Source organism: Bartonella sp. AA2SXKL, assembly GCF_042197205.1.
Taxonomy (GTDB): Bacteria; Pseudomonadota; Alphaproteobacteria; order Rhizobiales; family Rhizobiaceae; genus Bartonella.
Genome location: NZ_JBHIRN010000007.1, coordinates 26473 through 51795, shown reverse-complemented (window position 1 = coordinate 51795; position 25323 = coordinate 26473). Strand labels below are relative to the sequence as shown.

Here is a 25323-nt window from a genome sequence, read left to right as displayed (position 1 = left end):
TTTTATAAAAATTTACCTTTAAAATATAATAGTTTTCATTGGCAAAAAAAAAGAATTGCTTTATTACCTCTTTTTGTATGATGCTATACGGTAATTCATTGCCGATATTATCACAAAAAATCATTGCAAAAAAATATTATAAAAATTGTATTATGAAAAATTAGGCCAATATTATCATGGTTTCCTTGCCACAAGATCGTATGAGACAGCTTGAAAAGCGCTTTGAAATAATTGAAAGCCAAATGACGACGAATCCAAATGCTGAAACATATGTCAAATTAGCTTCTGAATATGCAGAACTACAACCCGTTATTGCCTCTATACGCGCATTAAATGCTCTTTACGAAGAGATTACAGAATTAGAAACGATTATCAACGATAAACAAACAGATATAGAGATGCGTAATCTTGCCCAGGAAGAGCTACCATCGTTATATAAAAAAGTAGAGCAATTTGAAAAAGAACTCCAGATTCTGCTTTTGCCTAAAGATGTTGCTGATGAAAAAAACGCTATTGTTGAAATTCGAGCAGGAACGGGTGGCTCAGAAGCAGCACTTTTTTCCGGTGATCTTTTCCGCATGTATGAACGTTATGCCCATGCTCACAATTGGAAAGTAGAAGTTATTTCACTCAGTGAGGGGGAAGTTGGCGGATATAAAGAGATTATTGCTACCATTTCAGGAAAAGGTGTCTTTTCTAAATTGAAATATGAATCAGGGGTTCATCGTGTGCAACGCATCCCTGAAACAGAGACAGGTGGACGTATCCATACATCTGCTGCTACCGTTGCTGTGCTTCCAGAAGCTGAAGATATTGATATTGATATTCGTCCTGAAGATATTCGTATCGACACAATGCGTGCATCTGGAGCAGGAGGACAGCATGTTAATACAACGGATTCAGCTGTTCGTATCACGCATATTCCAACAGGAATTATGGTCGTACAAGCAGAAAAATCACAACATCAAAACCGAGCACGAGCCCTTCAAATTTTACGGGCACGCTTATTCGATATCGAACGACAAAAAGCGGAAAATGAACGTTCAGCTTCCCGTAAGAGCCAAGTTGGTTCTGGTGATCGTTCAGAACGCATTCGTACCTATAATTTTCCACAAGGACGCGTCACGGATCACCGTATTAATCTAACCCTGTATAAGCTTGATCGCATTTTGGAAGGAGATCTTGATGAGCTTATTCATGCACTCATCTCAGATCACCAAACAGCACTGCTGATGGAAATGGACAATAATTGAACAAATATTCTTTCAAAAATGTCATCCAACAAACTCAAGAAAAATTGCGCATGAAAGGAATTTCTGAAGCCAATCTCGATGCGAAAATACTCATTGAATGGATAACAGGAATAAATGCTGCTGAAAGAATTTCTCAACCAGATATACCTCTATCTTCTGAGCACATTACACAAATAGAACAGGCTGTCCAACGGCGGATTGCAGGCGAACCCGTCTACCGTATTATAGGAGAACGAGAATTTTATGGCATATCCTTCGCTTTATCTCAAGAGACGTTAGAACCCCGTCCTGATACAGAAACGTTGATAGATCTTGTTCTCCCTTTCCTCAAAAAATATGTCGAAAATTCGAGAAAAATAACACTCCTTGATATGGGGACAGGAAGTGGCGCCATTGCCATTACCATTCTTAAACAAATTCCACAATCCTATGCAGTCGCTGTCGATATTTCTGAAGATGCCCTTAAAATAGCGACAAAAAATGCAAAAAATGCTGAAGTAATACATCGCTTCACACCTCTTCTTAGCGATTGGTTTGATTCTGTCACTGGTCACTTTGATTTTATTGTTTCCAATCCACCTTATATTCCCGCAAAAGATATCAAAAAACTTGCAAAAGAAGTGCGCTTACATGATCCATTGCGCGCTCTTGTCGGTGGAAAAGATGGTCTTGATTTTTATCGAAAGCTCGCCCATGAAGCAGCCAACTACTTAAAAGAAAACGGCACTATCGCTGTTGAAATTGGTTACTCTCAAGAAAAAGAAGTATGCAATTTGTTTGAAACAAATGGCTTTCAATGTTTAGAAATGCGCAAAGACCTCAGTGGAATACCCCGCGCACTTCTATTTGCATGCAAACATTAAAATTCCCAATCATCATCCGTGGTAGCAACCGCCTTGCCAATGACATAAGAAGAACCTGCCCCTGAAAAAAAGTCATGATTTTCGTCAGAGTTTGGTGATAAAGCTGCCAAAATAGCGGGATTAACACGACAAACCTCAGGGGGGAAAAGAGCTTCAAAACCTAAATTCATTAAAGCCTTGTTAGCATTATAATGAAGAAAAATTTTAACATCTTCCGTCAATCCAAGTGCATCATAAAGATCTTCAGTATATTTGCACTCAATGTTATAAAGGTCAAAGAGCAGGTTAAAAGCAAAATCTTTAATTTCTTGTCTTTTGGCTTCATCAAGCTTTGCAAAGCCCAATTGGAATTTATAACCTATATAATAACCGTGAACCGCTTCATCACGAATGATCAGTCGAATGAGATCTGCTGTATTGGTTAACTTAGCGCGACTGGCCCAATACATGGGCAAATAAAAACCAGAATAAAATAAAAAGCTTTCCAGTAAAGTCGAAGCAATTTTTTTCTTGAGTGGATCATTTGCTTCATAACGCTCAAGTACTAATCTAGCCTTTTTCTGCAAATGAATATTTTCTTCCGACCATCTAAATGCATCATCAACTTCTACCGTCGAGCAAAGAGTTGAAAAAATAGAGGAATAAGAACGTGCATGAACCGCTTCCATAAACGCAATATTCGTCAAAACTGCCTCCTCATGCTCTGTTATCGCATCAGCCAGAAGCGAAATGGCTCCTACAGTGTTTTGGATTGTATCGAGAAGCGTTAGTCCTGTAAAAACACGAATCGTTAGCTTGCGTTCTTCATCTGTTAAGCTTGACCATGAGGGAATGTCATTGGAAAGTGGAACCTTCTCAGGTAACCAAAAATTCCCAGTTAAGCGGTTCCATACTTCAAGATCTTTCTCATCATGTAATCTATTCCAATTAACAGCGCACACAACAGGATTTTTGGTTGTAATCTTTGTCATATGATGATCTCCTATAAACTGCACGAAACACAGCCATCAACTTCTGTTCCACTTAATGCTACTTGCCGTAATCGTACATAGTAAATACTCTTGATACCCTTTTTCCAAGCATAAATTTGTGCGCGGTTAATATCACGTGTGGTCGCTGTATCAGGAAAAAATAATGTTAATGAAAGACCTTGATCAACATGCTGTGTTGCAGCAGCATAGGTATCTATAATTTTTTCAGGACCAATCTCATAAGCATCTTGGTAAAAATTCAAATTCGTATTATCCATATAAGGAGCGGGATAATAAACGCGCCCAATTTTTCCTTCTTTGCGAATTTCAATTTTTGAAGCAATTGGATGAATGGAAGAAGTGGCATGATTAATATAGGAAATAGATCCCGTAGGTGGAACTGCCTGCAAATTGCGGTTATAAAGCCCATACTCAATAACTAATTTTTTGAGTTCCTGCCAATCCTTTTGATCTGGAATAACAATATTATTCCGTGCAAAAAGCTCTTGCACAAGCGGAAATTGTGGTTTCCATTCTTTTTCAATATATTTCTCGAAAAAACGTCCATCTGCATAAGCTGATTTTTCAAACCCTGCAAACATTTCTTGACGTTCGTGCGCAATTAAATTGGAAGCCCGTATGACGTGATATGTCACAATATAAAAGTAGATATTGGTAAAATCAATCGCTTCTGGAGACCCATAATAGATCTGCTCACGCGCTAGAAACCCATGCAAATTCATTTGTCCCAAACCAATCGCATGACTTTCAGCATTGCCTTTCGCAATGGAAGGCACACAATCAATATTGCTCATATCCGAAACAGCAGTCAGAGCGCGAACAGCAGATTCCACGGTCTGTCCAAAATCAGGACTTTCCATTGCTTTGGCAATATTCATGGATCCAAGATTACAGGATATATCACTTCCAATCGTGCGATAAGTTAAATCTGTCTCCAGTTCACTCGCCTCACTCACCTGCAAAATTTCTGAACATAAATTGCTCATACTTATGCGCCCAGCTATCGGATTCGATCGATTAGCAGTATCCTCAAATAAAATATAGGGATAACCGGACTCAAATTGAATTTCCGCTAATGTCTGGAAAAAAACGCGTGCACTTATTTTCTTTTTACGAATCTTTGCATTATCAACAAAAGAACGATAATGCTCCGTTAAAGAAATATCGCTAAAGGGCTTACCTGTCACACGCTCGATGTCATACGATGAGAAGAGATACATATCCTCATTATTCCGTGCAAGCTCAAAAGTAATATCAGGAATAACGACACCAAGCGAAAGCGTTTTAATTCTAACTTTTTCATCAGCATTTTCACGCTTTGTATCCAAAAACTTCATAATATCTAAATGATGAGCATGCAAATAAACAGCTCCAGCCCCCTGTCGTGCCCCAAGCTGATTGGCGTAAGAAAAAGAATCTTCTAAGAGTTTCATCACCGGTAAAACACCTGAGGACTGATTTTCTATTTGCTTAATTGGCGCCCCTGCTTCCCGCAAATTCGTTAAACAAAGCGCTACACCTCCACCACGTTTTGAAAGCTGCAAAGCCGAATTAACCGAACGACCTATCGATTCCATATTATCTTCAACACGTAGCAAAAAACACGAAACCAATTCACCTCGTTGTTTTTTCCCAGCATTTAAAAATGTCGGTGTTGCCGGTTGAAACCGTCCTGTAATAATTTCATCCACAAAACTTTCAGCAAGAGCTTTATTCCCTTGTGCCAAATATAAAGCTACAAGACAGACGCGATCTTCATAACGTTCAAGATAACGTTTCCCATCAAAAGTTTTCAGTGTATAGCTGGTATAATACTTAAATGCGCCTAAAAAGGTAGGAAAACGAAACTTAAATGCATAAGCACGTTTAAAAAGCTTTTTAATAAAAGAAAAATCATAAAGCTCAAATAAAGCTTTTTCATAATAACCTTCTTCTATTAAGTAATCTATTTTTTCCTTCAGGTTATGAAAAAAAACTGTATTTTGATTAACATGCTGAAGAAAATATTGCCGCGCAGCAAGCCGATCCATATCAAATTGAATATGACCATTTTCATCATAAAGATTAAGCATCGCATTCAACGCATGATAATCAGTAATCTGATCCGATTTCTGCGATTGTCCTATACCAATTGTTTCCAAAATCTTTCCAATCCCTTTTTTACATAAATAACGTCTTCATCAGTTCCACGCAGCTCAAAACGATAAAGGCAAGGTACACAACATTTTTCAGCAATAATTTTACTTGCTAGATTATAATAGCGACCAAAATTACGATTCCCACCGCCAATAACACCACGAATTAATTTTCGGTTCTCAGCTTCATTAAGAAACTGGACAACGGCTTTCGGCACGGCCCCTCTTCCTTCGCCATCTGCATATGTAGGAACAACCAATACATAAGGTTCACCAACCAATGCAGAAGGCTTTTTTTTATCAATTTTGAAGAGTCGTTGCCCAAGCTGCGAGACAAAATGTTCTGTATTACCCGTTGCACTCGAATAATAAACAATAAGCCCCATTAAGCACAAAGACCACTAATCATATCTGGTCTAAAACCAGACCAATGATTTTCACCACAAACAACGACAGGAACCTGACGATACCCCAGAGATTGAACAAAACTGTATGCTTGTTCATCACAAGAAATATCAACAACACGATAATGAATGCCTTTTGCATCAAAAGCGCGGCGTGTAGCATCACATTGGACACAAGATGGTTTGCTATAAATAGTGATCGACATTTTCTTCAACTTTCACAATTCCAAACAATCAACCCTGAAAGGTCAATCTAATAATTTTATAGGTACTCAAGAATAACAAAAAATAGAAATTGTACGCAAAACATGTGGTTATTTTCAAATAATACACAGCTTCCTGAACATAACAGAATTCCTCATCAAATAACTTCAAAAACTATGATGAGAATAAGCGATTATTCTACAACTTAAATGGCAAAGCCCCCTAGTTATAAAACAATCTTTTGCTTGCATTACAATTCCCTCCTGCTGTCTAAAAAACTAATGTTCTAAACTACCGTTTTTCAAGAGCTCTGTTTGCTCTTTTACGGCAAAAATCAATTACAAAAACGAAAGGAAATCCTTCCAAAAGAGACCCTTCAGTAAAAATACTGCTATACCTTTGGCCAATAAACTCTTTACAATAATGGAAATAACTTAGATACCAAACGAAACACACTAACACCCTCTCTTGTGCTTATTTAGAATCACCAATCATTTTGATACTATATATAGTATATACTCTCTCTCTTTCGTCAAGGTGAATTCAATTATTATTTTTAATTTTCCACGATCTTCCCACTAAAATTTTCAGTACTCAAAACTATGTAATAATATAACATTTTGTTGACAAACGTTATATTATTACATAGTTTCCAAAATAATAAGCAATGATGGTAAAAAATATGGATCTGCACTTCAATAAGACAACATTAGGCTATAGGAATAGAATAGCAATAAAGAACTTTTCAGCAAAGTTAAAAGCTGGTTCATTGGTTGCAATAACAGGTGATAATGGCGCTGGAAAATCGACACTGCTAAAAGCCATCGCCGGATTGATTAAACCTCTTAAAGGAAAAATTACAAAACCAAAAAAAAGCCGCATTGCTTATCTTGCTCAGCAATGTAATATAGATCAAACATTTCCAATTGATGTGAAAACGCTTGTAAAAACAGGACTGTGGTCTTTTTGTGGATTATGGAAGAATCAGCGCCCTTATGATTCTAAGATTCAAAATGCTCTTAAAATGGTTGGGCTTACAGAACTCGCACCCCGTTCGCTTGAAACATTATCAGGCGGGCAATTACAACGCGCTCTTTTTGCACGTATTATTGTACAAGATGCCAATATTATTTTACTTGATGAACCTTTCAATGGTGTAGATCATAATACCCAAAAAGACCTTCTTGCTCTGATCACATACTGGCAACAGCAAGGACGCACAATTCTCACAGCACTCCATAACCCTCTCATCGTGCAAGAATTTTTCCCCCAAATGATTCAAATTGATCAACAAAACGCCTTTTATGGAGAAACAACACAGTTTTTAAACAACACCCTTCATCACGTTATGCCACCTCTCACATCCAATTCTTTCCCTATTAGCGCACAAAAACAAAATCTTCTCATCAATGATCCTCTCTTTCTTAGGTTATAAGACGTGTATGCATTTTTTCTTGCCCCCTTTGTTGATTTCCAATTTATGCAAAACGCCCTTATCGGTTCTATTTTTCTGTCTATTAGCGCTTGTCCTGTTGGTGTGTTTTTGATGCTCCGAGGAATGAGCTTGACAGGAGATGCTATCTCTCATGCCATTCTTCCTGGTGTTGCAATTGCTTTTCTGATTTGTGGTTTTTCCCTCATATCTATGACACTTGGTGGTATCTTCGCTGGTCTTATTGTTGCTTTAGCAACCATTTTGATTTCACGAAACAGCTTTCAGAAAGAAGATGCATCCATGACCGTCTTTTATCTTATTGCACTCGCGGCAGGTGTTATTATTATCTCACTGAAAGACTCAACAATTGAGCTGCTTCATCTCTTATTCGGATCGGTTCTTGCACTTGATGCACAAGCCCTTTGGTTAATCACTACTATAATGCTGATCACACTCTGCAGCCTTTGTATTTTTTGGCGTGCACTCGTTTTAGAAAGCTTTGACCCCCTCTTTTTTAAATCACTCTCTCCATTGAGTAAATATATTCATATTTCATTGCTTGGACTTGTGGTGCTGAATCTGGTTGGAGGCTTTCAATCACTAGGAACATTACTTTCCGTTGGTATTATGATGATTCCAGCCATTACAGCCCGTTTTTGGTTTTCACGGCTAGGCCCTATTTGCGCGCTTTCCACTCTTTTTGGAATCATTTCTAGCGTATGTGGTCTCCTGCTTTCTTTTCATCTTTCACTTCCCTCCGGCCCTGCTATCATCATTGCCGCAGGATTTATTTATCTTGTTTCCTGTTTGATAAGTCCACGTGGCTTTATTGTAACATGGTTTCCCCACCTCTTTTATACCTCCTCACTTTAAGGAAAAAAATGTGCCTAAGTTTGCTCAAAAATTTGTTCTTCTTGGAGCTTTATTGCTTGCCCTTTCTCCATTTTCTGCTTCTGCACACAATAAAATCAAAGTTGTTGCGAGCTTTTCTATTCTTGCAGATCTCGTAAAAAATGTAGGAGACAACCATATCTCTATGACCACTTTTGTAGGTCCCAATGCGAATACCCACACTTATGAACCTACTCCCCATGATGCTCAGGCTCTTAGAAATGCTCAAATTATTTTCATCAACGGGCTTCATTTAGAGGGGTTCATTGACCGCCTCATTACAGCAAGTGGTACCAAAGCACTTCTTGTCGAAGTTAGCGCTAACATTCCCTCCCTCAAAATGAAAAATCAAGAACATAATGCCCATCACCACCACAGCGTTATTGATCCACACGCTTGGCAAACAATTCCCAATGTCAAAATCTATGTGAAGAATATCGCTGCTGCTTTTTGTAAAATCGATCCACAATCCTGTACCAGCTACAAAAAAAATGCCGAAACCTACATCCAAAAACTTGAAATAGCACAAAATACCCTGAAAACAAAAATTGCTACCATTCCTAAAGATAAACGTATCATTATCACATCTCATGATGCCTTTGGCTATTTTGCCAAGGAATATGGTTTTACTATCCTTGCCCCTCAAAGTGCTTCAACAGAAACTGAAGCAACCGCAGCCAATGTTGCTAAACTTATAAAACAAATTAAAGCGAATAAAGCAACTGCCCTATTCGTTGAAAATATTTCTAATCCCCGTCTCATAAAACAGATTGCAAAAGAAACAGGTTTAACAATTGGTGGAACACTTTATTCTGATGCATTGTCAAACAAAAATGGCCCTGCAGCAACTTATCTCGATATGATGGAACATAATGTAAATACCATCATTGATGCTATCACGAAACCTTAAAAAATCTTCTACGAAAGAGAGAAGAAAAAATTCATAAAATCATAGATCTATGATTATGTTACCAATGATACTCAATCCTCATGATTGGTGACAATGATATAAAACAAAGTTGATTTTACAGAAAAAATTTATACCCTATAGATGCTAAAATGGATCAAAGTTAAGATATAAGGTGCATAGTGCCATCATCTATGAATAATTTTCTCTCTCTATTTTTCTTATTCATTCTTTATAAGATACATAAATTATTACATCAGGAAATATATAATAATAGATTGTTTTTTATTGATAAAGTACCTTTCTAAATGAGAAGAAATATGGTTAATAAATGGTTATTATCTCTTGATGTTTTTCTACAATGAAAAGAACTTTATTATGTTTGATGTTTGAAAATAATATCCTTCTTATAGACCATAAAAGTGCAAGATTTCATTATATGAGTGTTTCGAATATTCTCAACATCATGTGACAATGGACCATTACCAAAACTTTTAAAATTTTATTTTTAATCTCATCGGTTATACTCTGATTTTGTGAATGTAATCGAGAAAGTCAAAACACAACATTATCATGACGCAGCATAAAAGAGAGTCGTATCACATCAATTAATGCTTACTTATTATTTGTGCGCTTTCCTGTGTTTTTATTAAAAGTATGAAAATTCTGATGAGCAACAGTGAAACTTAGTTTTTGACCATAGTCGTGTGTCAAGCGTTCTTTTATTTCAATCGTAAAGATGATACCATTCCAACGCGTTAAAACATGGCAACCTGTTCCAATAAGCTTGATAAGCTCAATTTTTGTGTGAAAGACAGGCCCTTTATCTGGATGTTCGCCCAATAAGATTATTTCAGGTCTGAATGCTAAAAGATCAGTTTCTTCACCATAAGAAAATGAATGCCCTAAATGTTGTTCTAAGACATAGCGATCAAGAAAATTCATAGGAGGAGAACCAATAAAATCAGCAACAAATGTTGTTGCTGGAGTATCGTAAATTTCCATTGGTGTTCCAATTTGCTCGATAGCTCCTTTATTCAAAACGACTATTCTATCAGCTAATGTCATAGCTTCTAGTTGATCATGGGTAACATAGAGGCTCGTTGTTCCTAATGAACGCTGTAGTGTTTTTATTTCAATACACATTTGCGCCCGTAATTTTGCATCAAGATTTGAAAGAGGTTCATCAAAGAGAAAAACACGGGGTTGACGTACAATCACACGCCCCATTGCAACACGCTGACGTTGTCCTCCTGATAATTGTCGTGGTTTACGATCAAGAAATGGTTCTATCTCCAAAAGCTTTGCAGCATGTGCGATACGTTTTTTAATTTCTTCTTTAGGAGTTTTACGATTTTTAAGACCATATTCTAAATTTCCACGAACTGTCATATGGGGATAAAGGGCATAATTTTGAAAAACCATAGCGATATCACGATCAGCTGGTTCACGATCATTGATACATTCGTTATCAATGCATAATTCACCTGAGGTAACTTGTTCAAGTCCTGCTATAATACGTAATAAGGTCGATTTTCCGCACCCTGAAGGACCGACAAGAACAAGAAGTTCTTTATCGGCAACAGTTAAGTTTAAATCATCAATGACCAGAATGCCGTTGTCATACTGTTTTTTTATATTTGATAACTGGATTATGGCCACAATTACTTCTCCGTTTCAATAAGGCCTTTGATAAAAAGCCGCTGCATGAAGATAACAACAAGAACAGGGGGAACCATGGCAACAACCGATACTGCCATGAGTATATTCCATTGAGGATCATGTTGAAGTGATTCGACAATAAGCTGTTTTAAAATAATAAGGATCGTTTGATGATTTTGATCCGTTGTGATGATAAGAGGCCAGAGATATTGTATCCATCCATAAATGAACATAATGATAAATAAAGCAGCAATATTGCTTTTACTAAGAGGAAGAAGAATATCCATAAAAAATTTAACTGGACCTGCACCATCAACACGTGCCGCCTCTAAGAGTTCATCTGGAACAGTCAAAAAAAACTGGCGAAATAAAAATGTAGCGGTCGCAGATGCAATAAGTGGAATAATCATTCCACTATAGGTGTTGACCATCCCCAATTTTGCAACAATCTCATAGGTTGGAAGAATACGAACTTCGACAGGGAGCATCAATGTAACAAAAATAAGAACAAAAGCAGTTTTTCGGAAGGGAAAGCGCATGTAAATAATTGCATAAGCAGACAAAAGTGAAATAATAATTTTTCCAACGCTAATCCCAAGAGCCATAATGAATGAATTCATTAAGAGTGGCCAGAGGTTGGGCAAACCCAGCTGTGCAAGGCCATCACCAAAGATTGTTTTATAATTTTCCAGAGCATATTTCCCAGGCAAAAGAGGAAGTGTTCCTGAGTTAAATGCTGCTGAACTATGAGTTGATGCAATGATAGCAACATAAACTGGAAAGCAAATAATGATAATACCAACAATGAGAATAATATGGGTTAGAAATTTCAAAACAGGGCGATTTTCAACCATAATTTGTTTCCTAATATTGTACACGGCGCTCAATCCAGCGAAACTGGATAAACGTTAAGACAATAACCATCAACATCAATATTGTTGATTGTGCTGCTGATGCACCGATTATTTGATTTCTAAAGCCATCGTCATATACTTTATAGACGAGGATGCTCGTTGCACGCGCAGGACCTCCAGAAGTTGTATTATCAATAATACCAAAAGTATCAAACATAACATAATTGACATTGACAATAAGAAGGAAAAACGTCGTTGGTGAAATTTGCGGGAAAACCACTGTCCAAAATCGTTTAAAGGGACCAGCACCATCAATGGCGGCTGCTTCTATTTGAGAACGCGGAACAGATTGAAGACCTGTAAGAAAAAAGAGAAAATTGTAAGAAATTTGTTTCCAACTAGCCGCAATGACAATAAGAATCATTGCTTGAGTGCCATTAATACGATAATTCCATAGCACCCCTATTTTCTCGAGAAAAAAAGGGATAATTCCGATGGTGGGATGAAAGATAAACAGCCACAATATACCTGCCAATACTGGAGCAACAGCATAGGGCCAGAGCAAAAGCATTGTATAAGCCTTTTTTGCACGGATGACACGATCAACACAGACAGCTAAGAGAAGTGATATTGTCATTGAAGCGACAGTAACTGAGATGGAAAATACTGCGGTTGTAAAAAGCGATTGCCGATAAGTAGGATCAGAAAGAACGGTTAGATAATTCTCAAAACCAATAAAGGTTGTTGTAAAGCCAAAAGGGTCTTCACGCTCAAAAGATGATTTTATTGCTTGAGCAGCAGGCCAAAAGAAAAACAAAAAAGTCACAAGAAGCTGAGGAAAAAGCAGTCCGTAAGAAAGTAGACTATTTTTAAAATATGCATGTTTTTCTTGCATTCATAGGGCTCTTTAAATGTAGAGACTTTAAAAAAGTAAACAAAAAGGACTCAACCGTTTTTGTTGAGTCTTTAATGTTTAACAATAAAACGAAATTAATGATTAGATCTTTCAAATTCACGCAAGAGTTTATTTCCACGTTCAACGGTCTCATCTAAACCATCTTTCGGCGTTTTTGAACCACTAAGAACAGCTTCCAACTCTTGATCAAGAATGGCACGAATTTGTGGTAAATTACCAAATCTTATCCCTTTTGAGTTAACTGTTGGTGGATTAAGATTAATCTGTTTGATAGCTATATCCGCACCTGGCGTTTTTTCATAGAAATGTTGTTTTTTGCTCAATTCATAAGTCGCTTTTGTGGTTGGGAGATAACCTGTTTCCTGATGCCATTTTGCTTGATTTTCTGTTTTTGAAAGAAATTTAAGAAAAGCGGCTGCCCCTGCATATTCCTTTGGAGTATGGCCCTTAAACGCCCAAATAGAAGCTCCCCCAATAACTGAATTTTGTGGTGCTCCTTCTGTATCCTTATAGTACGGTAGCATACCAACCCCCACATTAAACTGAGCTTCAGAAACAATTCCAGCATGTGATCCTGAAGATTGCATAAAAATTGCACAATTTTGTGCCATAAACATTGGTGTTGAATCTAATGCACCTGCTGGACCACCATAACGGAAAATACCTTGATCAGACCACTTTTTCAGGTCAGTCCACATACGCACTTGTAAAGGTCCATTAAATGTAAGTTCTGAATCAAGTCCTTTAAAGCCATTTTCCTTCGTTCCAAAAGGAACATTATGCAACGCTGAAAAATTTTCTATACCAATCCATTGAGCGGCATAAGCCATTGTAAAACCACAAGTTGCCGCTTTAGTCTCAAGAATTTTCTTGGAAAAGTTTTCTATATCTTGCCACGTTCTAGGAGGCTGTTCTGGATCAAGCCCTGCTTTTTTAAAGATATCTTTGTTATAATAAAGGATGGGTGTTGAAATATTAAATGGCATAGAGACGATACGTCCCTGTTCATCGGAGTAATAACCACTAATAGCAGGGAAATAATCTGTAGGATCAAATTCTTGTTTTGTATCAGCCATAAGTTGATAAAATGGGTAGATTGCACCTTTTGCAGCCATCATAGTTCCAGTACCAACGTCATAAATTTGAGCAAGTACTGGCTGTTTCTTTCCACGAAATGCTGCAATGAGTGAAATCAATCCCTCTTCATATTCACCGCGAAATGAAGAAACAACTTTATACTCAGATTGACTTGCATTAAAATCGTTAATGAGACTTTCAGTTTGCTTTCCCAATTCACCACTCATAGAATGCCAAAAGCTGATTTTTGTCTGTGCAAAACTTTCTGTCATCCCCGCTGTGGACATTATGATAGCAACCGTGGCCGCTATGGAAAGATAAAAACGACTCATGCTTCACCCTTTCTGAAGTGATGGAATACAAACTACCCCTAAATTTATAGTATTACACATGAACATGCTATGACAGTTTTATTTCAGAAACATATTCTCTCATTTAAACAGGAACCACCTAAAGGTCAAATGAATTTGTTTAAATTTATTTATTTTCTTTTATAAGCTTTCTTATGTATTCACGAAATACGCGTTTGTAACTATCTGAAAAAAGTGAGATGGCTTAAATAAGAAAAGTCACTTGGTAAAAAGATATAGATCGTAAATATCATTTCAATGACTATTTTAATATCTGGATTTACTTTTTTAAAAAGAATTGTTTATTCTTTTATTATTTGTCTTATAACTTTCGGCTTATAACTTTAACACGATGTTGCTACTGAATTTAAAGAAGAGACAAATAGAATTTTTTTAAAATTAAGAAAATCATTTTGAAGCGCTTAATAGTCTCTTTCCCTGTAACAAGATCACACCCCTCACGCAAAACAAAATGACACTGTATAACCAATTTCCATGCTGTTAAAAAATCTTTCAATACATCTACATTTCATGATAGCACCTATAAAATAAGCCCTAAAGCCTCTCCATTAAAGTATATAAGACTTTTTGTATGCCATCATTTTTACACTTCATAAAAGTGCAAAACGACATCATCATGTGCGATCCTAATGCTTCAACAAATCTTGCATTTAAAATACGTTAAATGAATATTTTTATTCTTTTCTCAATCATTTTTTATCCACACACCAACCCTGCTTGTAATGTGCAAACGAATGATTTTGATTGATTCATTGTAAAAATATTTGAAATAAGAGAATCTTACGTATTAAGGTCTCTTACTCACATGAATAAAATATTAATTATGATTATAAATCAATGTATTATTGTCGTATATTAGATAATTTTTCTTCTTTCATTACGCTAACTTTATGAAGATATATAGTTCCTTTTGTGTTGATGTATTTTTACCTTTGTGCACACAATTGCAATGCGAGATCAGGTTGATCTGTCGTAATATAATGTACAGGCATATCAAGCCAATATGATAACCGAGCTTTTCCATTAATTGTCCATACCCCTACAGTAAAACCAGCCTCAAGAGCTGATTCAATAAAGTTCTGTGAAACAATAGAGCCATCTAAACTTAGATCAGAATAACCTAATTGCTTCCATTCAGAAAAATGACGGTACATATCACCTTCGAAATTATCAACACATGGACCAGATGGTATTCCTGCTTCAATAAAAGGACGAAGGATAAAAGGATCAAAACTAATAGCAGAAACCCGTTCTGATAAATTTCGGCTTTTTATTAGCGCAAGCGCTTTTTGGGATAATATTGTTTCGCGCTCCACTTCACCGCATGTCTTGATTTCAAGATGCAATGCAACATTCGTTGGTGCTAAAAGATCAAGCACTTCTTCTAATAAGGGAGGTGCTTCTTGGCTTCCTTTTACGCAGAGTTGTTTGCGTGTTTCATTATCAATGTCGTGAATATACCCCTTTTTTCCAACCAATTGGTCTAGACGGAAGTCGTGAAAGACAACCACTTCACCGCTTTTTAGCAAATGAACGTCGCATTCAACTTCATCAACACCTAACGCTATAGCATTATTAAATGCCGAAAGGGTATTTTCAGGATAAAGATGAGCTCCTCCACGGTGTGCAACAATTTTTTTCTCAGACATGCAAAATCCCACACTTCTCAATTTTAAACGATATTGACGTACAGATTGCCAGATAAAAGCTTATATCATATGAAAATACACAATCATTTTTAAATGATTTTTTCTACACTTTTCGAATATCAAACCCTCAGTCATATTTTATTCTGAAAAAGGCTTATCCTTCATTTCAATTATTCCCATTCAATGGTACCAGGAGGCTTTGAGGTTACATCATACACAACACGATTAATTCCTCTAACTTCATTAATAATACGTGCTGCTGTCTTACTTAAAAATGCCATATCATAAGGATAAAAATCAGCGGTCATTCCATCTACAGATGTGACGGCGCGAAGAGCACAAACAAATTCATAAGTGCGATCATCCCCCATAACACCAACAGTTTGAACTGGAAGAAGAACAGCAAAAGCTTGCCAAATTTCATCATAAAGTCCGGCCTTACGGATTTCCTCAAGATAAATAGCATCTGCTTCGCGTAAAATTTCTAATTTTTCACGTGTTACAGCACCTGGACACCGAATTGCAAGGCCGGGACCTGGAAAAGGATGGCGACCAATAAACTGCTCCGGTAGCCCTAACTCTCGCCCTAGCGAGCGAACCTCATCCTTAAAGAGTTCACGCAACGGTTCTACAAGTTTCATCTTCATCTGTTCTGGTAGTCCACCCACATTATGATGGCTTTTAATGGTTACCGTTTCACCAATAGCAGACACACTCTCAATGACATCTGGATAAAGTGTTCCTTGTGCTAAAAACTCTGCACCTCCTATTTTTTTCGTTTCTTCTTCAAAAACTTCAATAAAAAGGCGACCAATTGTTTTGCGTTTTTTTTCTGGATCTGTCTCACCTTTTAAAGCATTAAGAAACACATCAGCAGCATTAACGTGAATAAGCTCTATATTATAATGATCACGAAAGAGCGTGAGAACTTCTTCAGCTTCATTCTTGCGCATCAGCCCATGGTCTACCAAAATACATGTCAGTTGATCTCCTATGGCTTCATGAAGGAGTACCGCTACAACAGATGAATCCACTCCCCCTGAAAGACCACAAATCACACGACTTTTCCCAACTGTTTGTCGTATTGTCGCAATTGCCTGCTCACGATAAGAAGCCATTGACCAATTACCTTTAATAGCAGAGATCTTATGAACAAAATTTTGCAAAAGTTTTGTACCATCTGGTGTATGGATAACTTCAGGATGAAACTGTACCGCATAAAAATGCCTTTTCTCATCAGCAATAGCCGCATAGGGAGCACCTTTTGAGGTTCCTATGACACGAAAACCTTCCGGTAAAGCTGCCACACGGTCACCATGGCTCATCCATACTTGATAACGAGAACCTTTTTTCCACACTCCATCAAAAAGGGCACTCTCTTCTTGAACTTCCAAAAAAGCGCGCCCAAATTCACGCTCATGTCCAGCTTCAACCTTTCCTCCAAGCTGAATACACATGACTTGTTCACCATAGCAAATACCCAGAATCGGAACACCCGCCTCAAAAATTTCCATTGGAGCACGCGGAGAGCCCTCATCAATAACGGAATAAGGACTCCCTGATAAAATAATAGCTTTAGGATTTATGCGGCGCACAGCTTCTAAAGCCAATTGAAAAGGAGTAATTTCACAATACACTCCCATTGCTCGTACCCTTCGTGCAATAAGTTGTGTAACTTGTGAACCAAAGTCAATAATAAGAACAGTGTCTGGATGTGATATGCTCATAGAAAACCAATCAACAATTGTAAAAGAAAACTCATGAGAGTTATGATTCAATCTTTCTCTTTTCACAAGCCTGTTTTCTTAAGAAAAAGATTATTCTCGTAAAGTTTATGATAAAAAGTGCAAAAATATGGATCAATGTTTTTTTTGCAACACAGATAAAAAGAACCCATCTGTTTCTGTTGTGGCCGGCGACAAAGTAAGTCCATAATTTGAAAAAACTGGTTGCACAGGAGAAAAACTAAAATGTTTCTGCCAAAGCGCTGGCATATCCATTGGAGAAAAATGAGAATGTTGTTGAAGGAAATGGGAAATTTGTTCCTCATTTTCATCTGTAAAAAGAGAACAGGTAATATAGATTAGGCGCCCATTTGGCTTAAGATAAGCTATCGCTTCATTCAAAATATCCCTCTGTTCTGTTTGGCGTTGTTTCACTTGTTCTAATGTTAAACGCCATTTCGCATCTGGACGACGACGCCATGTTCCTGTCCCACTACATGGTGCATCTAGTAGAACTCTATCCATCTGGCCTATTAATGGCTTCAATTCTTCTTTTTGTGCTCGTGTTTGTACATTACGAACACCAGCACGTCGAAGACGATCAAAAATAGGAGCTAGGCGCACTTTATCAAAATCATAAGCATAAATTTGCCCACGATTGTTCATATCGGAAGCTAAAGCTAATGTTTTGCCCCCAGCACCTGCACAATAATCTAATACCTGCATGCCCTCTTGCGCTTCCACAAGGTGAGCAACAATTTGAGATCCTAAATCCTGTATTTCAAAGTGTCCTTTTTGAAAAGCTGGTTCCACTTGAACATTGGGATGACGATTAAACTTTTCAATCGGTGCAATTCTTAAAGCTTGCCCAAACCATGGAAAAGATTTAAGTTTGGTTTTTGCTAATTCTTTCAGCACCTTTTCTGGTGTTGCCTTTAGGTTATTTACCCGTAGGTCTAAAGAAGGACGCGTTGCTAACGCAGCCGCTTCAGTGATCCAATTATCACCAAATAAAGGACGCAGATGCGCTTGACACCATTGCGGAATATCACCACGAATATAGTCTGGAGCATCCACTAATTGCTGACCTTGCCACGATTTACGCTGTTTAGCCCCTAATAACTGCGGTGCAAACCGATCTTCTGCCAACTCACCGTCAATTTGCTCCAGCGTCATTTTTCCAGAATCTAATAAGGCACCAAAAACGATATCTCGGATATCATCACTCTCCATACGCCATTGTAAAGAATAACGTCGTCTTAAAACATCATAAACGATTGTACCAATAGCTGCACGATCACCTGCTCCAGCAAAGCGATGAGAAAGACCCCAATCCTTTAAAGCTTCTCCTACTGGGCGATGCTTCATTTCTATCTCTGTGAGAACATCTATTGCTGCTTGCAAACGCCCACCTAATCGCATTCATTTCTCCCATTAAAATAATAAAATTTTAAATCATCTAAAAAAATAATATTATCGCCTTCTTGCCAATGAAACCTTCTCAACGCCATAAAAAATTTACATTCAATATTAAAATGATCTGATCATACTTTTTTATAAGATCCAATTTAGAGTATCTAAATTTTTCCTTTCATCTTCTGCCCATTCGTTTTTTATCCTTCTACCTCTTATACTAAAAGATACGTAGCCATCCATAAAAAACTTATTTCCGCCATGCATTACGAAAAAAACAAACTCTTTAATTTATTTGCGTAAAATAAAGTTTACGAGGATTGTCTGAACAATAGAAAAAATCTTCTCATAAAATTAAACAAGCTCATCTTACGTTCAACAAAAAATTAACTTTTTAGAAAATGCTTGGAACCACTATTTGGCATGACCGTTTTTACTCTAATGGCAACTGCCAGACAATTTTAAAGGAGAAAATAATGACTTATAATAATGGAAAAACAACTTCGTCTAAAAGCCGTCATAATACAACGCCCTCAAACAACGGAAAGAAATCCGTCCAAAGTGATCAGACAAACACTCGCCAACGTGCGTCAAAGACTGGACGGAAGACAACAAAAAGTTAATTCTAATTTTATATAACTTATTTCATATAGTCTTAACAGAAAGAATTAGAATTTTAACCTCTAATTCTTTCCTTTTTGGGATTATTACACCAAATTACAAACAGAAAAAAGCGCAGTCTCTCTTTCTTGTTCTCGGAAAATTTTATATTTATGCAATATGATATTAGGCTCTTGTATCTTTAAACTGGCCCACGATAATTTGGACTCTCTCGTGTGATAGAAACATCATGCGTATGACTTTCATGGAGTCCCGCATTCGTAATACGTACAAACGTTGCTTTTTCACGAAACTCTACGAGATCTTTTGCTCCAACATACCCCATCGAAGCACGAAGTCCACCAGCAAGCTGATGTAGAACTGATGCTATAGGACCTTTATAAGCCACCTGCCCCTCCACACCTTCAGGAACCAACTTAAGTTCATCACGAACATCATCTTGAAAATAGCGATCTGCCGATCCTCGTGCCATAGCACCAACAGATCCCATGCCGCGATAAGCTTTAAAGGATCGTCCTTGATAAAGATAGACTTCGCCAGGACTTTCTTCTGTACCCGCTAAAAGAGAGCCAATCATAGCAGCACAAGCCCCACCTGCTAAGGCTTTAGCAAAATCACCCGAAGCTTTTATCCCCCCATCAGCAATAACGGGAATGCCCGCTTTTTCAGCAACTTCTGCAGCATTCATAATGGCTGCAAGCTGAGGAACACCAACACCTGCAACAATTCGCGTTGTGCAAATAGAACCAGGACCAATCCCAACTTTTATAGCATCCGCACCACTGTCAATCAAAGCCTGTGTTGCTTGAGCAGTCGCCACATTACCAGCAATAATAGCTGGAGAAAACATCATTTTTTTAATACGCTCAACAGTGTCTAATACACGCTGAGAATGTCCATGTGCAGTATCAATTACTAGAATATCAACGCCTGCATCAATTAATCGTTCAGCCCGCTCAAACCCATCGTTCCCTACACTACTTGCAGCTGCAACACGCAAGCGACCTTGTGAATCTTTGGCAGCGTTTGGATTTAATTTTGCTTTTTCAATATCCTTAACTGTTATCAGTCCGACACAACGATTCTGTTCATCCACAACTAATAATTTTTCAATACGATGATGATGTAAAAGATACTTCGCTTCACTGAGTTGAACATTTTCACGCACTGTGATTAAATTTTCATGCGTCATTAATTCATAAATTTTTTGTTTAGGATCCGATGCAAAACGCACATCCCTATTTGTCAAAATGCCAACAAGCCGTCCAGCAGTTTCACCTTTAGCACCATTTTCAACAACCGGAATACCGGAAATACCATGAGAGCGCATCAAAGATTTTGCTTCTTCAAGTGTTGCATCTGGTCCAATGGTGACTGGATTAACAACCATACCAGATTCAAACTTTTTTACTTGGCGAACTTCTTCTGCCTGCTCTGCAGGAGACATATTACGATGAATAACCCCAAGACCACCAGCTTGAGCCATAGCAATTGCCAAACGCGATTCTGTTACCGTATCCATTGCCGCAGAAAGCAATGGCAAATTGAGCTTAATATCCGCTGCAATGCGCGTACTGAGATCCACTTGACTAGGCATAACAAGAGAATGACCGGGTTGTAAAAGTACATCATCAAAAGTCAGTGCCAATGCACCTGTCCCCGTTTCAACAATCTTTGCCATATCAAAATTCCTTTTATAATAAAACACCGCAAGAAGCTTTAAAATACAACTGCGGTTCTCATACATGGTAGATTGGCAAAAAATTATGCCATGCTACAAACAAAATGAAAAGAAAAATAAATATTTTTTTTAAGTGTGGTTTATAAAAATTTACAATTGTGATTCAATAGGTAACCAACTTATTATTTTTGCAAATGCGCGACGCCAAAAATTGCTTTCTGGCTCATAGTCAATGCTATATTTTTTTTCATTTTCAATAAAATCCCAATAAATACGATTATTATCACCAAGACGCAGATGATAGCTCATTTCCCCTGTGGTTTCTTCAGAAAACAACAAATCTAATCTTGCTGTAATGGGAGCACATTCAAAAAGAATGCCCATTTCTGTATTTAATGATGCTGATCTTGGATCAAAATTTAAAGATCCAATAAAAGCTGTTTTACGATCAATTAAAAAAGCTTTGGCATGTAAACTTGCCTTACTCGATCGAAACAATCGTAACCCATGAGTATTGCCTTCCGCTTTTAATTCATAAAGATTAACACCACTTTTCAACAATGCCTTACGATAAGGTACATAACCACCATGCACTAATGCTACATCAGTAGCAGCTAAAGAATTTGTCAGAATTTTGACATCAACACCCTTTGAAACCAAATTACTAAAATTCTGCGTGCCAACCTTACCAGGAACAAAATAAGGTGACGTAATCTGAACCGTTTTTTGGGCATTTCCAATAACCTTTGAAAGTGCCTTCATAAGCCAATTGCTTGCTTTTTTACGCAATGCTTTTTCTGGAGGATCAGAAAGAACAACAACTTTGTCTGCTAAAAATAACCGCTTTCCTGTTTGGATAAAACAATTAAAGTTAATGTGCTCTTTGACATAATCTAAATAAACTTTTGCAACCTTGGAATCACGAAACTTTCGTAATTTATCTTTCCAATAGCTAAGATCACTTGCGCTTTTAGGAACAACCAAAGTATGAATTGGCAAAACAACAGCACTATTCCAAAAATCATCAAAGATACTTTCTACCTTTTTAACAGAAGGACCGATTAACATCAAATCTAAATCTCGAAAATGGGATTCTTTACCAGCATCAAAATAAGAATCTGCAAGATTACGTCCTCCTACAAAAGCGACCCTGCCATCAACAATAAAAGCTTTATTATGCATTCTACGTGTTACAGTAATTGCCCGTAATATAATTTCTAAACCACGGCGTAAACCACCTTTACGCGATCGCCCTGGATTAAACATTCTCACCTCAATATAAGGATGTTTATCTAGTGCAATATAAGCTGGATCACGTGCCTGAGCATTAATATCATCCAAAAGAAGCCGTACCCGAACCCCTCGATCAGCTGCCTCAACTATTTCACTTAATAATAGGCGCCCCGTTAAATCATCATCCCAAATATAATACATCAGATCAAGGCTACGTCCAGCCTCTGCAGCTCCTATTGCCCGAACACAAAACGCATCCAAATTGCTGATAATGAGGGAAAGGGCATCTTTATCAATCCCCAATCCATTTTCTTTCTCAGCTAATTGACTGACGATACGATCAAGCTTAGTTTCATCTTTCTGAAGAGGTAACGCATAAGAACATTTTCCCCTAGCATTTTTCACAAAACGCCCATAGGTGTAGATTGCCAACATAGATGCAATAAAAAAAAAGAGGACAAAACCAATAACAATCTGTAAAAGAGTCAAAGAGGGCAAACTTTCTATTTTAAACTATCACATCATCAGTAATGCAAACGATAACACTAATCACTTTATCTTAATCGTATAGCAGGTAAAATGCCACTTCTTGCTTAAGAGAGTATAAATTTAATATTGATGATACAAAAATTTTAGCGGTAGTATTTAAAAGTTTTTAAAAATGCTTCTCTGTTTTAATAAATGTAAACTTAACTAAAATTGTATAAATTGAAACAAACGATTAAAATAGTCACATAAAATTTATATTTGATTTAAATCAACAAAATCATCCACTATAGATAAATTTTACAATAAATGATTGTTTTCTTCAGCTTTCCCCCACGGACTTTATCAAAATTCACTCTATTTTTTGAAACGCTTGCTTGTCATGAAGAGAAATTTGTTATGAATTTACTTTCGTTCTTGATTTCTTATTGCTCTCAATTCTTCCATTTTTCTATAAAGTGTAGAGCGACCAATATGAAGGCGACGCGCAATCTCACTCATATGTCCTTTATAATGTTTAATCGCTTTCTCTATAATATCATGCTCCATTTCTGCAAAAGTACGTACATGCCCATCAGTATTCAAAAATTTTATCGATTCTTGCTCATTATCTTCTTGCATATTACCCTCAATGATATTGGGAACATTCATTAATGAATTTCCCATTAATTGCGGAAAATCTCGAACAGTTAATAACGGTCCTTCACTGAGTAAAATCGCACGAAATAAAAAGGTTTCAAGCTCATTTCTATTGCCAGGCCAATCATACTGCATAAGCAAGGAAAGAGCAGAGCCTGCTAAACCATGGACATGTGATCGCCCTGTTTCTGTGATAATGCGATCAATCAAACGTTGTGTGATCTCTGGAAAATCATCCCTTAATTCTCGTAAAGCAGGAACGCTAATAGACAAGTGAGAAAATTGTTCAAACAAACTATGCAAAAAAAAGTTCTCATTAACCAAGTCCTTTAAACGCGATGTTGAAATAGCGATGATCCGAAAAGGAAAAAAATCTCCTTTTGTATCCCTTTCCCTTTCTTTAAGGTAATGAGCAAACCGTTTTTGCTGTATGGGCTCAAGTCGATCAATATCACAAAGGCAAAGTGTCCCTTTTTCAAGAGAAGAAACCAATGGTAGGAATTCTTTAAACCACTGCTGATTTTCTTCTTCTGGATCAACGATGGCTGAACATTGAAAGCGAACAAAAACACCCTCCGAAAATAATCCCTCATGATGAATAATCCGAGCTAATGTCTCACGTCCTGTTCCAGCTTCTCCCTCTATCAAAAGATTCTGTAAAGAAGTTGCTGCTTGTCTCGATTGTTCTAATACTATCTGCATAGCTCTACTTTTTACGCAAAGATCAGAAAACCGTAAATGATTCTCTTTTTTTCGCCGAATATCTCGAACCTCATGCTCCAAGGCAGAAATAAGAGCAAGGATATCCAAAGTAACTCTTACACGTAATAATGTTACTGGATGGATCCAATAATCAATAGCTCCAGCTGTTAAAGCTTTCTGGAGTAAATGCTGATTCTCTTGTTGTGCTATAACGACAATAGGAACAGAAACACCAGCAACTCTAATCATTTTAATCAAATCGCTCACACTCAAATCACTCATAACGACATCAAGGAGTGCAAGCACAATGTTTTTACGCCTGTGTAAAAGATCAATCGTACGGAGACCATTTTCTGCTTCAATGACACGATAACCAAAACCTCGCAGCATAGAAGAAAGTTCTATACGTCTTCCATAATCTTCACTCGCAACAAGAATGGGACCAACCATAATGTCAATAATCTCCTTTGAGACTACTTAGCAGCTTAATATAAAAATTGTTGTAAACCATAAGAAATATTTTACCTCTTGTGTTTCACTTACGAAATTCATCAAGCTGTCAATTAAATACAACATTAAGGCATTTTTTTCCATTTTTTTGCTTTTTCATTGATTTTTATCAAATTTTTCATATTGACTCATGGGGTAATTTAATAATGTTATAGAAACTAGAGAGCAAAATAATCTAAATAGAGTGCAATAAATGAAACATACCTATCATATTTTATGTCTTACAATTACCGCCTTGCTGTTAAGTGCCTGTAACTTTTCGCGATATTATAACTCAAATATGCCAACTGGAATTGATGGAAAATGGGTTGATGAGAATGGTATTATTTCTTCTTTCCACAATGGTGTTTTTGAAACGCATGCAGCAGATACAGAAGAAAAACTATCAGAAGGAGCATATAATTATCTCAATGCCCAAAATATAGAAATTGAAATACGCTCTATTCTCCGTGGAACAATTTCTAGAGTCAATTGTACAATGTCATATGACGCCACACAACTTCTCTGCACCTCACATACAGGAGCACAGTTTTTCCTTAAGCGGAAATCTTAACAAAGTACAAGGGAAACCTCTCTTAAGAACAGAGGGAGCACACACATTAAGCAGGAGGCGATATCCTTTCTCCTCCTGATAGAAAATCCTCTCTAAAATACGCAAAGAGGCTAGTATAATCTTTACCCTGAAAATTTTCTAAACATTA

21 protein-coding genes are annotated in these 25323 nt (G+C 37.1%); 7 read left to right on the top strand and 14 right to left on the bottom strand.

Going from position 1 to position 25323, the window contains the following annotated elements; genetic code table 11:
- The first annotated feature begins 176 nt into the window (after positions 1–176).
- Both prfA and prmC read left to right on the top strand, forming a co-directional pair.
- Positions 177–1253 carry a peptide chain release factor 1 gene (gene prfA, locus ACFINS_RS05865; protein WP_375705974.1) on the top strand — a complete coding sequence of 359 codons (1077 nt, stop codon included), beginning with the start codon at positions 177–179 and terminating at the stop codon, positions 1251–1253.
- Positions 1250–2116, top strand: coding sequence for a peptide chain release factor N(5)-glutamine methyltransferase (gene prmC / locus ACFINS_RS05860; protein ID WP_375705973.1), 867 nt, complete (start codon positions 1250–1252; stop codon positions 2114–2116). The genes prfA and prmC overlap by 4 nt, the downstream gene beginning before the upstream one ends.
- Here the strand turns inward: prmC and nrdF are convergent.
- From nrdF to nrdH, 4 genes are read right to left on the bottom strand one after another with little or no spacing between them, the layout of a single operon-like run.
- Positions 2113–3087 (bottom strand): class 1b ribonucleoside-diphosphate reductase subunit beta, encoded by a 975-nt coding sequence (gene nrdF, locus ACFINS_RS05855; protein WP_273722534.1) that lies wholly within the window; start codon positions 3085–3087, stop codon positions 2113–2115. The genes prmC and nrdF overlap by 4 nt on opposite strands.
- A gap of 11 nt (positions 3088–3098) precedes the next feature.
- A complete protein-coding gene (gene nrdE / locus ACFINS_RS05850) occupies positions 3099–5249 on the bottom strand; it encodes a class 1b ribonucleoside-diphosphate reductase subunit alpha (protein WP_375705972.1) in 2151 nt (716 codons plus the stop codon).
- Positions 5231–5629, bottom strand: a complete 399-nt coding sequence (gene nrdI / locus ACFINS_RS05845; protein WP_375621180.1) for a class Ib ribonucleoside-diphosphate reductase assembly flavoprotein NrdI — start codon at positions 5627–5629, stop codon at positions 5231–5233. Before nrdI ends, nrdE begins: the two co-directional genes overlap by 19 nt.
- The gene (nrdH, locus tag ACFINS_RS05840) at positions 5629–5853 is read right to left on the bottom strand and encodes a glutaredoxin-like protein NrdH (RefSeq protein ID WP_005774163.1); all 225 of its coding nucleotides are present in this window, start codon (positions 5851–5853) and stop codon (positions 5629–5631) included. Before nrdH ends, nrdI begins: the two co-directional genes overlap by 1 nt.
- Positions 5854–6533: 680 nt before the next feature.
- On the opposite strand from nrdH, the gene ACFINS_RS05835 reads away from it, so the two are divergent.
- Genes ACFINS_RS05835 through ACFINS_RS05825 form a run of 3 tightly spaced genes read left to right on the top strand, consistent with a single transcriptional unit; the run spans position 6534 to position 9087 of the window.
- Entirely contained in the window at positions 6534–7286 is a 753-nt protein-coding gene (locus ACFINS_RS05835) for an ABC transporter ATP-binding protein (RefSeq protein ID WP_375613293.1), read from the top strand.
- Positions 7287–7289: 3 nt separating this feature from the next.
- Positions 7290–8159, top strand: coding sequence for a metal ABC transporter permease (locus ACFINS_RS05830; RefSeq protein WP_375613292.1), 870 nt, complete (start codon positions 7290–7292; stop codon positions 8157–8159).
- Positions 8160–8169: 10 nt separating this feature from the next.
- On the top strand, positions 8170–9087 hold the full coding sequence (locus ACFINS_RS05825; protein WP_375705971.1) for a metal ABC transporter solute-binding protein, Zn/Mn family: 918 nt from the start codon (positions 8170–8172) through the stop codon (positions 9085–9087).
- A gap of 612 nt (positions 9088–9699) precedes the next feature.
- Here ACFINS_RS05825 and ACFINS_RS05820 read toward each other — a convergent pair.
- The 7 genes from ACFINS_RS05820 to ACFINS_RS05790 form a co-directional block, all read right to left on the bottom strand.
- Complete coding sequence (locus ACFINS_RS05820; protein ID WP_375613290.1) at positions 9700–10746, bottom strand: sn-glycerol-3-phosphate import ATP-binding protein UgpC; 1047 nt, start codon at positions 10744–10746, stop codon at positions 9700–9702.
- Positions 10747–10748: 2 nt separating this feature from the next.
- Positions 10749–11600 (bottom strand): sn-glycerol-3-phosphate ABC transporter permease UgpE, encoded by an 852-nt coding sequence (ugpE, locus tag ACFINS_RS05815; protein ID WP_375650897.1) that lies wholly within the window; start codon positions 11598–11600, stop codon positions 10749–10751.
- A 10-nt stretch (positions 11601–11610) separates the two neighbouring features.
- On the bottom strand, positions 11611–12495 hold the full coding sequence (ugpA, locus tag ACFINS_RS05810) for a sn-glycerol-3-phosphate ABC transporter permease UgpA (RefSeq protein ID WP_375627662.1): 885 nt from the start codon (positions 12493–12495) through the stop codon (positions 11611–11613).
- A gap of 95 nt (positions 12496–12590) precedes the next feature.
- On the bottom strand, positions 12591–13925 hold the full coding sequence (ugpB, locus tag ACFINS_RS05805) for a sn-glycerol-3-phosphate ABC transporter substrate-binding protein UgpB (protein WP_375618067.1): 1335 nt from the start codon (positions 13923–13925) through the stop codon (positions 12591–12593).
- 965 nt (positions 13926–14890) lie between these two features.
- Positions 14891–15613: a glycerophosphodiester phosphodiesterase gene (locus ACFINS_RS05800; RefSeq protein WP_375611843.1), complete on the bottom strand. Its 723-nt coding sequence runs from the start codon at positions 15611–15613 to the stop codon at positions 14891–14893.
- A 170-nt stretch (positions 15614–15783) separates the two neighbouring features.
- Positions 15784–17340 carry a glutamine-hydrolyzing GMP synthase gene (gene guaA, locus ACFINS_RS05795; RefSeq protein WP_375646410.1) on the bottom strand — a complete coding sequence of 519 codons (1557 nt, stop codon included), beginning with the start codon at positions 17338–17340 and terminating at the stop codon, positions 15784–15786.
- 132 nt (positions 17341–17472) lie between these two features.
- Positions 17473–18759, bottom strand: a complete 1287-nt coding sequence (locus ACFINS_RS05790) for an RsmB/NOP family class I SAM-dependent RNA methyltransferase (RefSeq protein WP_375650905.1) — start codon at positions 18757–18759, stop codon at positions 17473–17475.
- A 467-nt stretch (positions 18760–19226) separates the two neighbouring features.
- Between ACFINS_RS05790 and ACFINS_RS05785 the strand changes: the two genes are divergently transcribed.
- Positions 19227–19373: a hypothetical protein gene (locus ACFINS_RS05785; RefSeq protein ID WP_375611873.1), complete on the top strand. Its 147-nt coding sequence runs from the start codon at positions 19227–19229 to the stop codon at positions 19371–19373.
- Between the two features lie 179 nt (positions 19374–19552).
- Here the strand turns inward: ACFINS_RS05785 and guaB are convergent, their stop codons facing one another.
- From guaB to ACFINS_RS05770, 3 genes are all read right to left on the bottom strand, one after another.
- A complete protein-coding gene (guaB, locus tag ACFINS_RS05780) occupies positions 19553–21052 on the bottom strand; it encodes an IMP dehydrogenase (protein ID WP_375611846.1) in 1500 nt (499 codons plus the stop codon).
- Positions 21053–21202: 150 nt separating this feature from the next.
- Positions 21203–22774 carry a phospholipase D family protein gene (locus tag ACFINS_RS05775; protein ID WP_375629995.1) on the bottom strand — a complete coding sequence of 524 codons (1572 nt, stop codon included), beginning with the start codon at positions 22772–22774 and terminating at the stop codon, positions 21203–21205.
- 402 nt (positions 22775–23176) lie between these two features.
- Positions 23177–24562 carry a sigma-54-dependent transcriptional regulator gene (locus ACFINS_RS05770; RefSeq protein WP_375611848.1) on the bottom strand — a complete coding sequence of 462 codons (1386 nt, stop codon included), beginning with the start codon at positions 24560–24562 and terminating at the stop codon, positions 23177–23179.
- 253 nt (positions 24563–24815) lie between these two features.
- On the opposite strand from ACFINS_RS05770, the gene ACFINS_RS05765 reads away from it, so the two are divergent.
- On the top strand, positions 24816–25175 hold the full coding sequence (locus ACFINS_RS05765; protein ID WP_375611849.1) for a hypothetical protein: 360 nt from the start codon (positions 24816–24818) through the stop codon (positions 25173–25175).
- Positions 25176–25323: the final 148 nt, after the last annotated feature.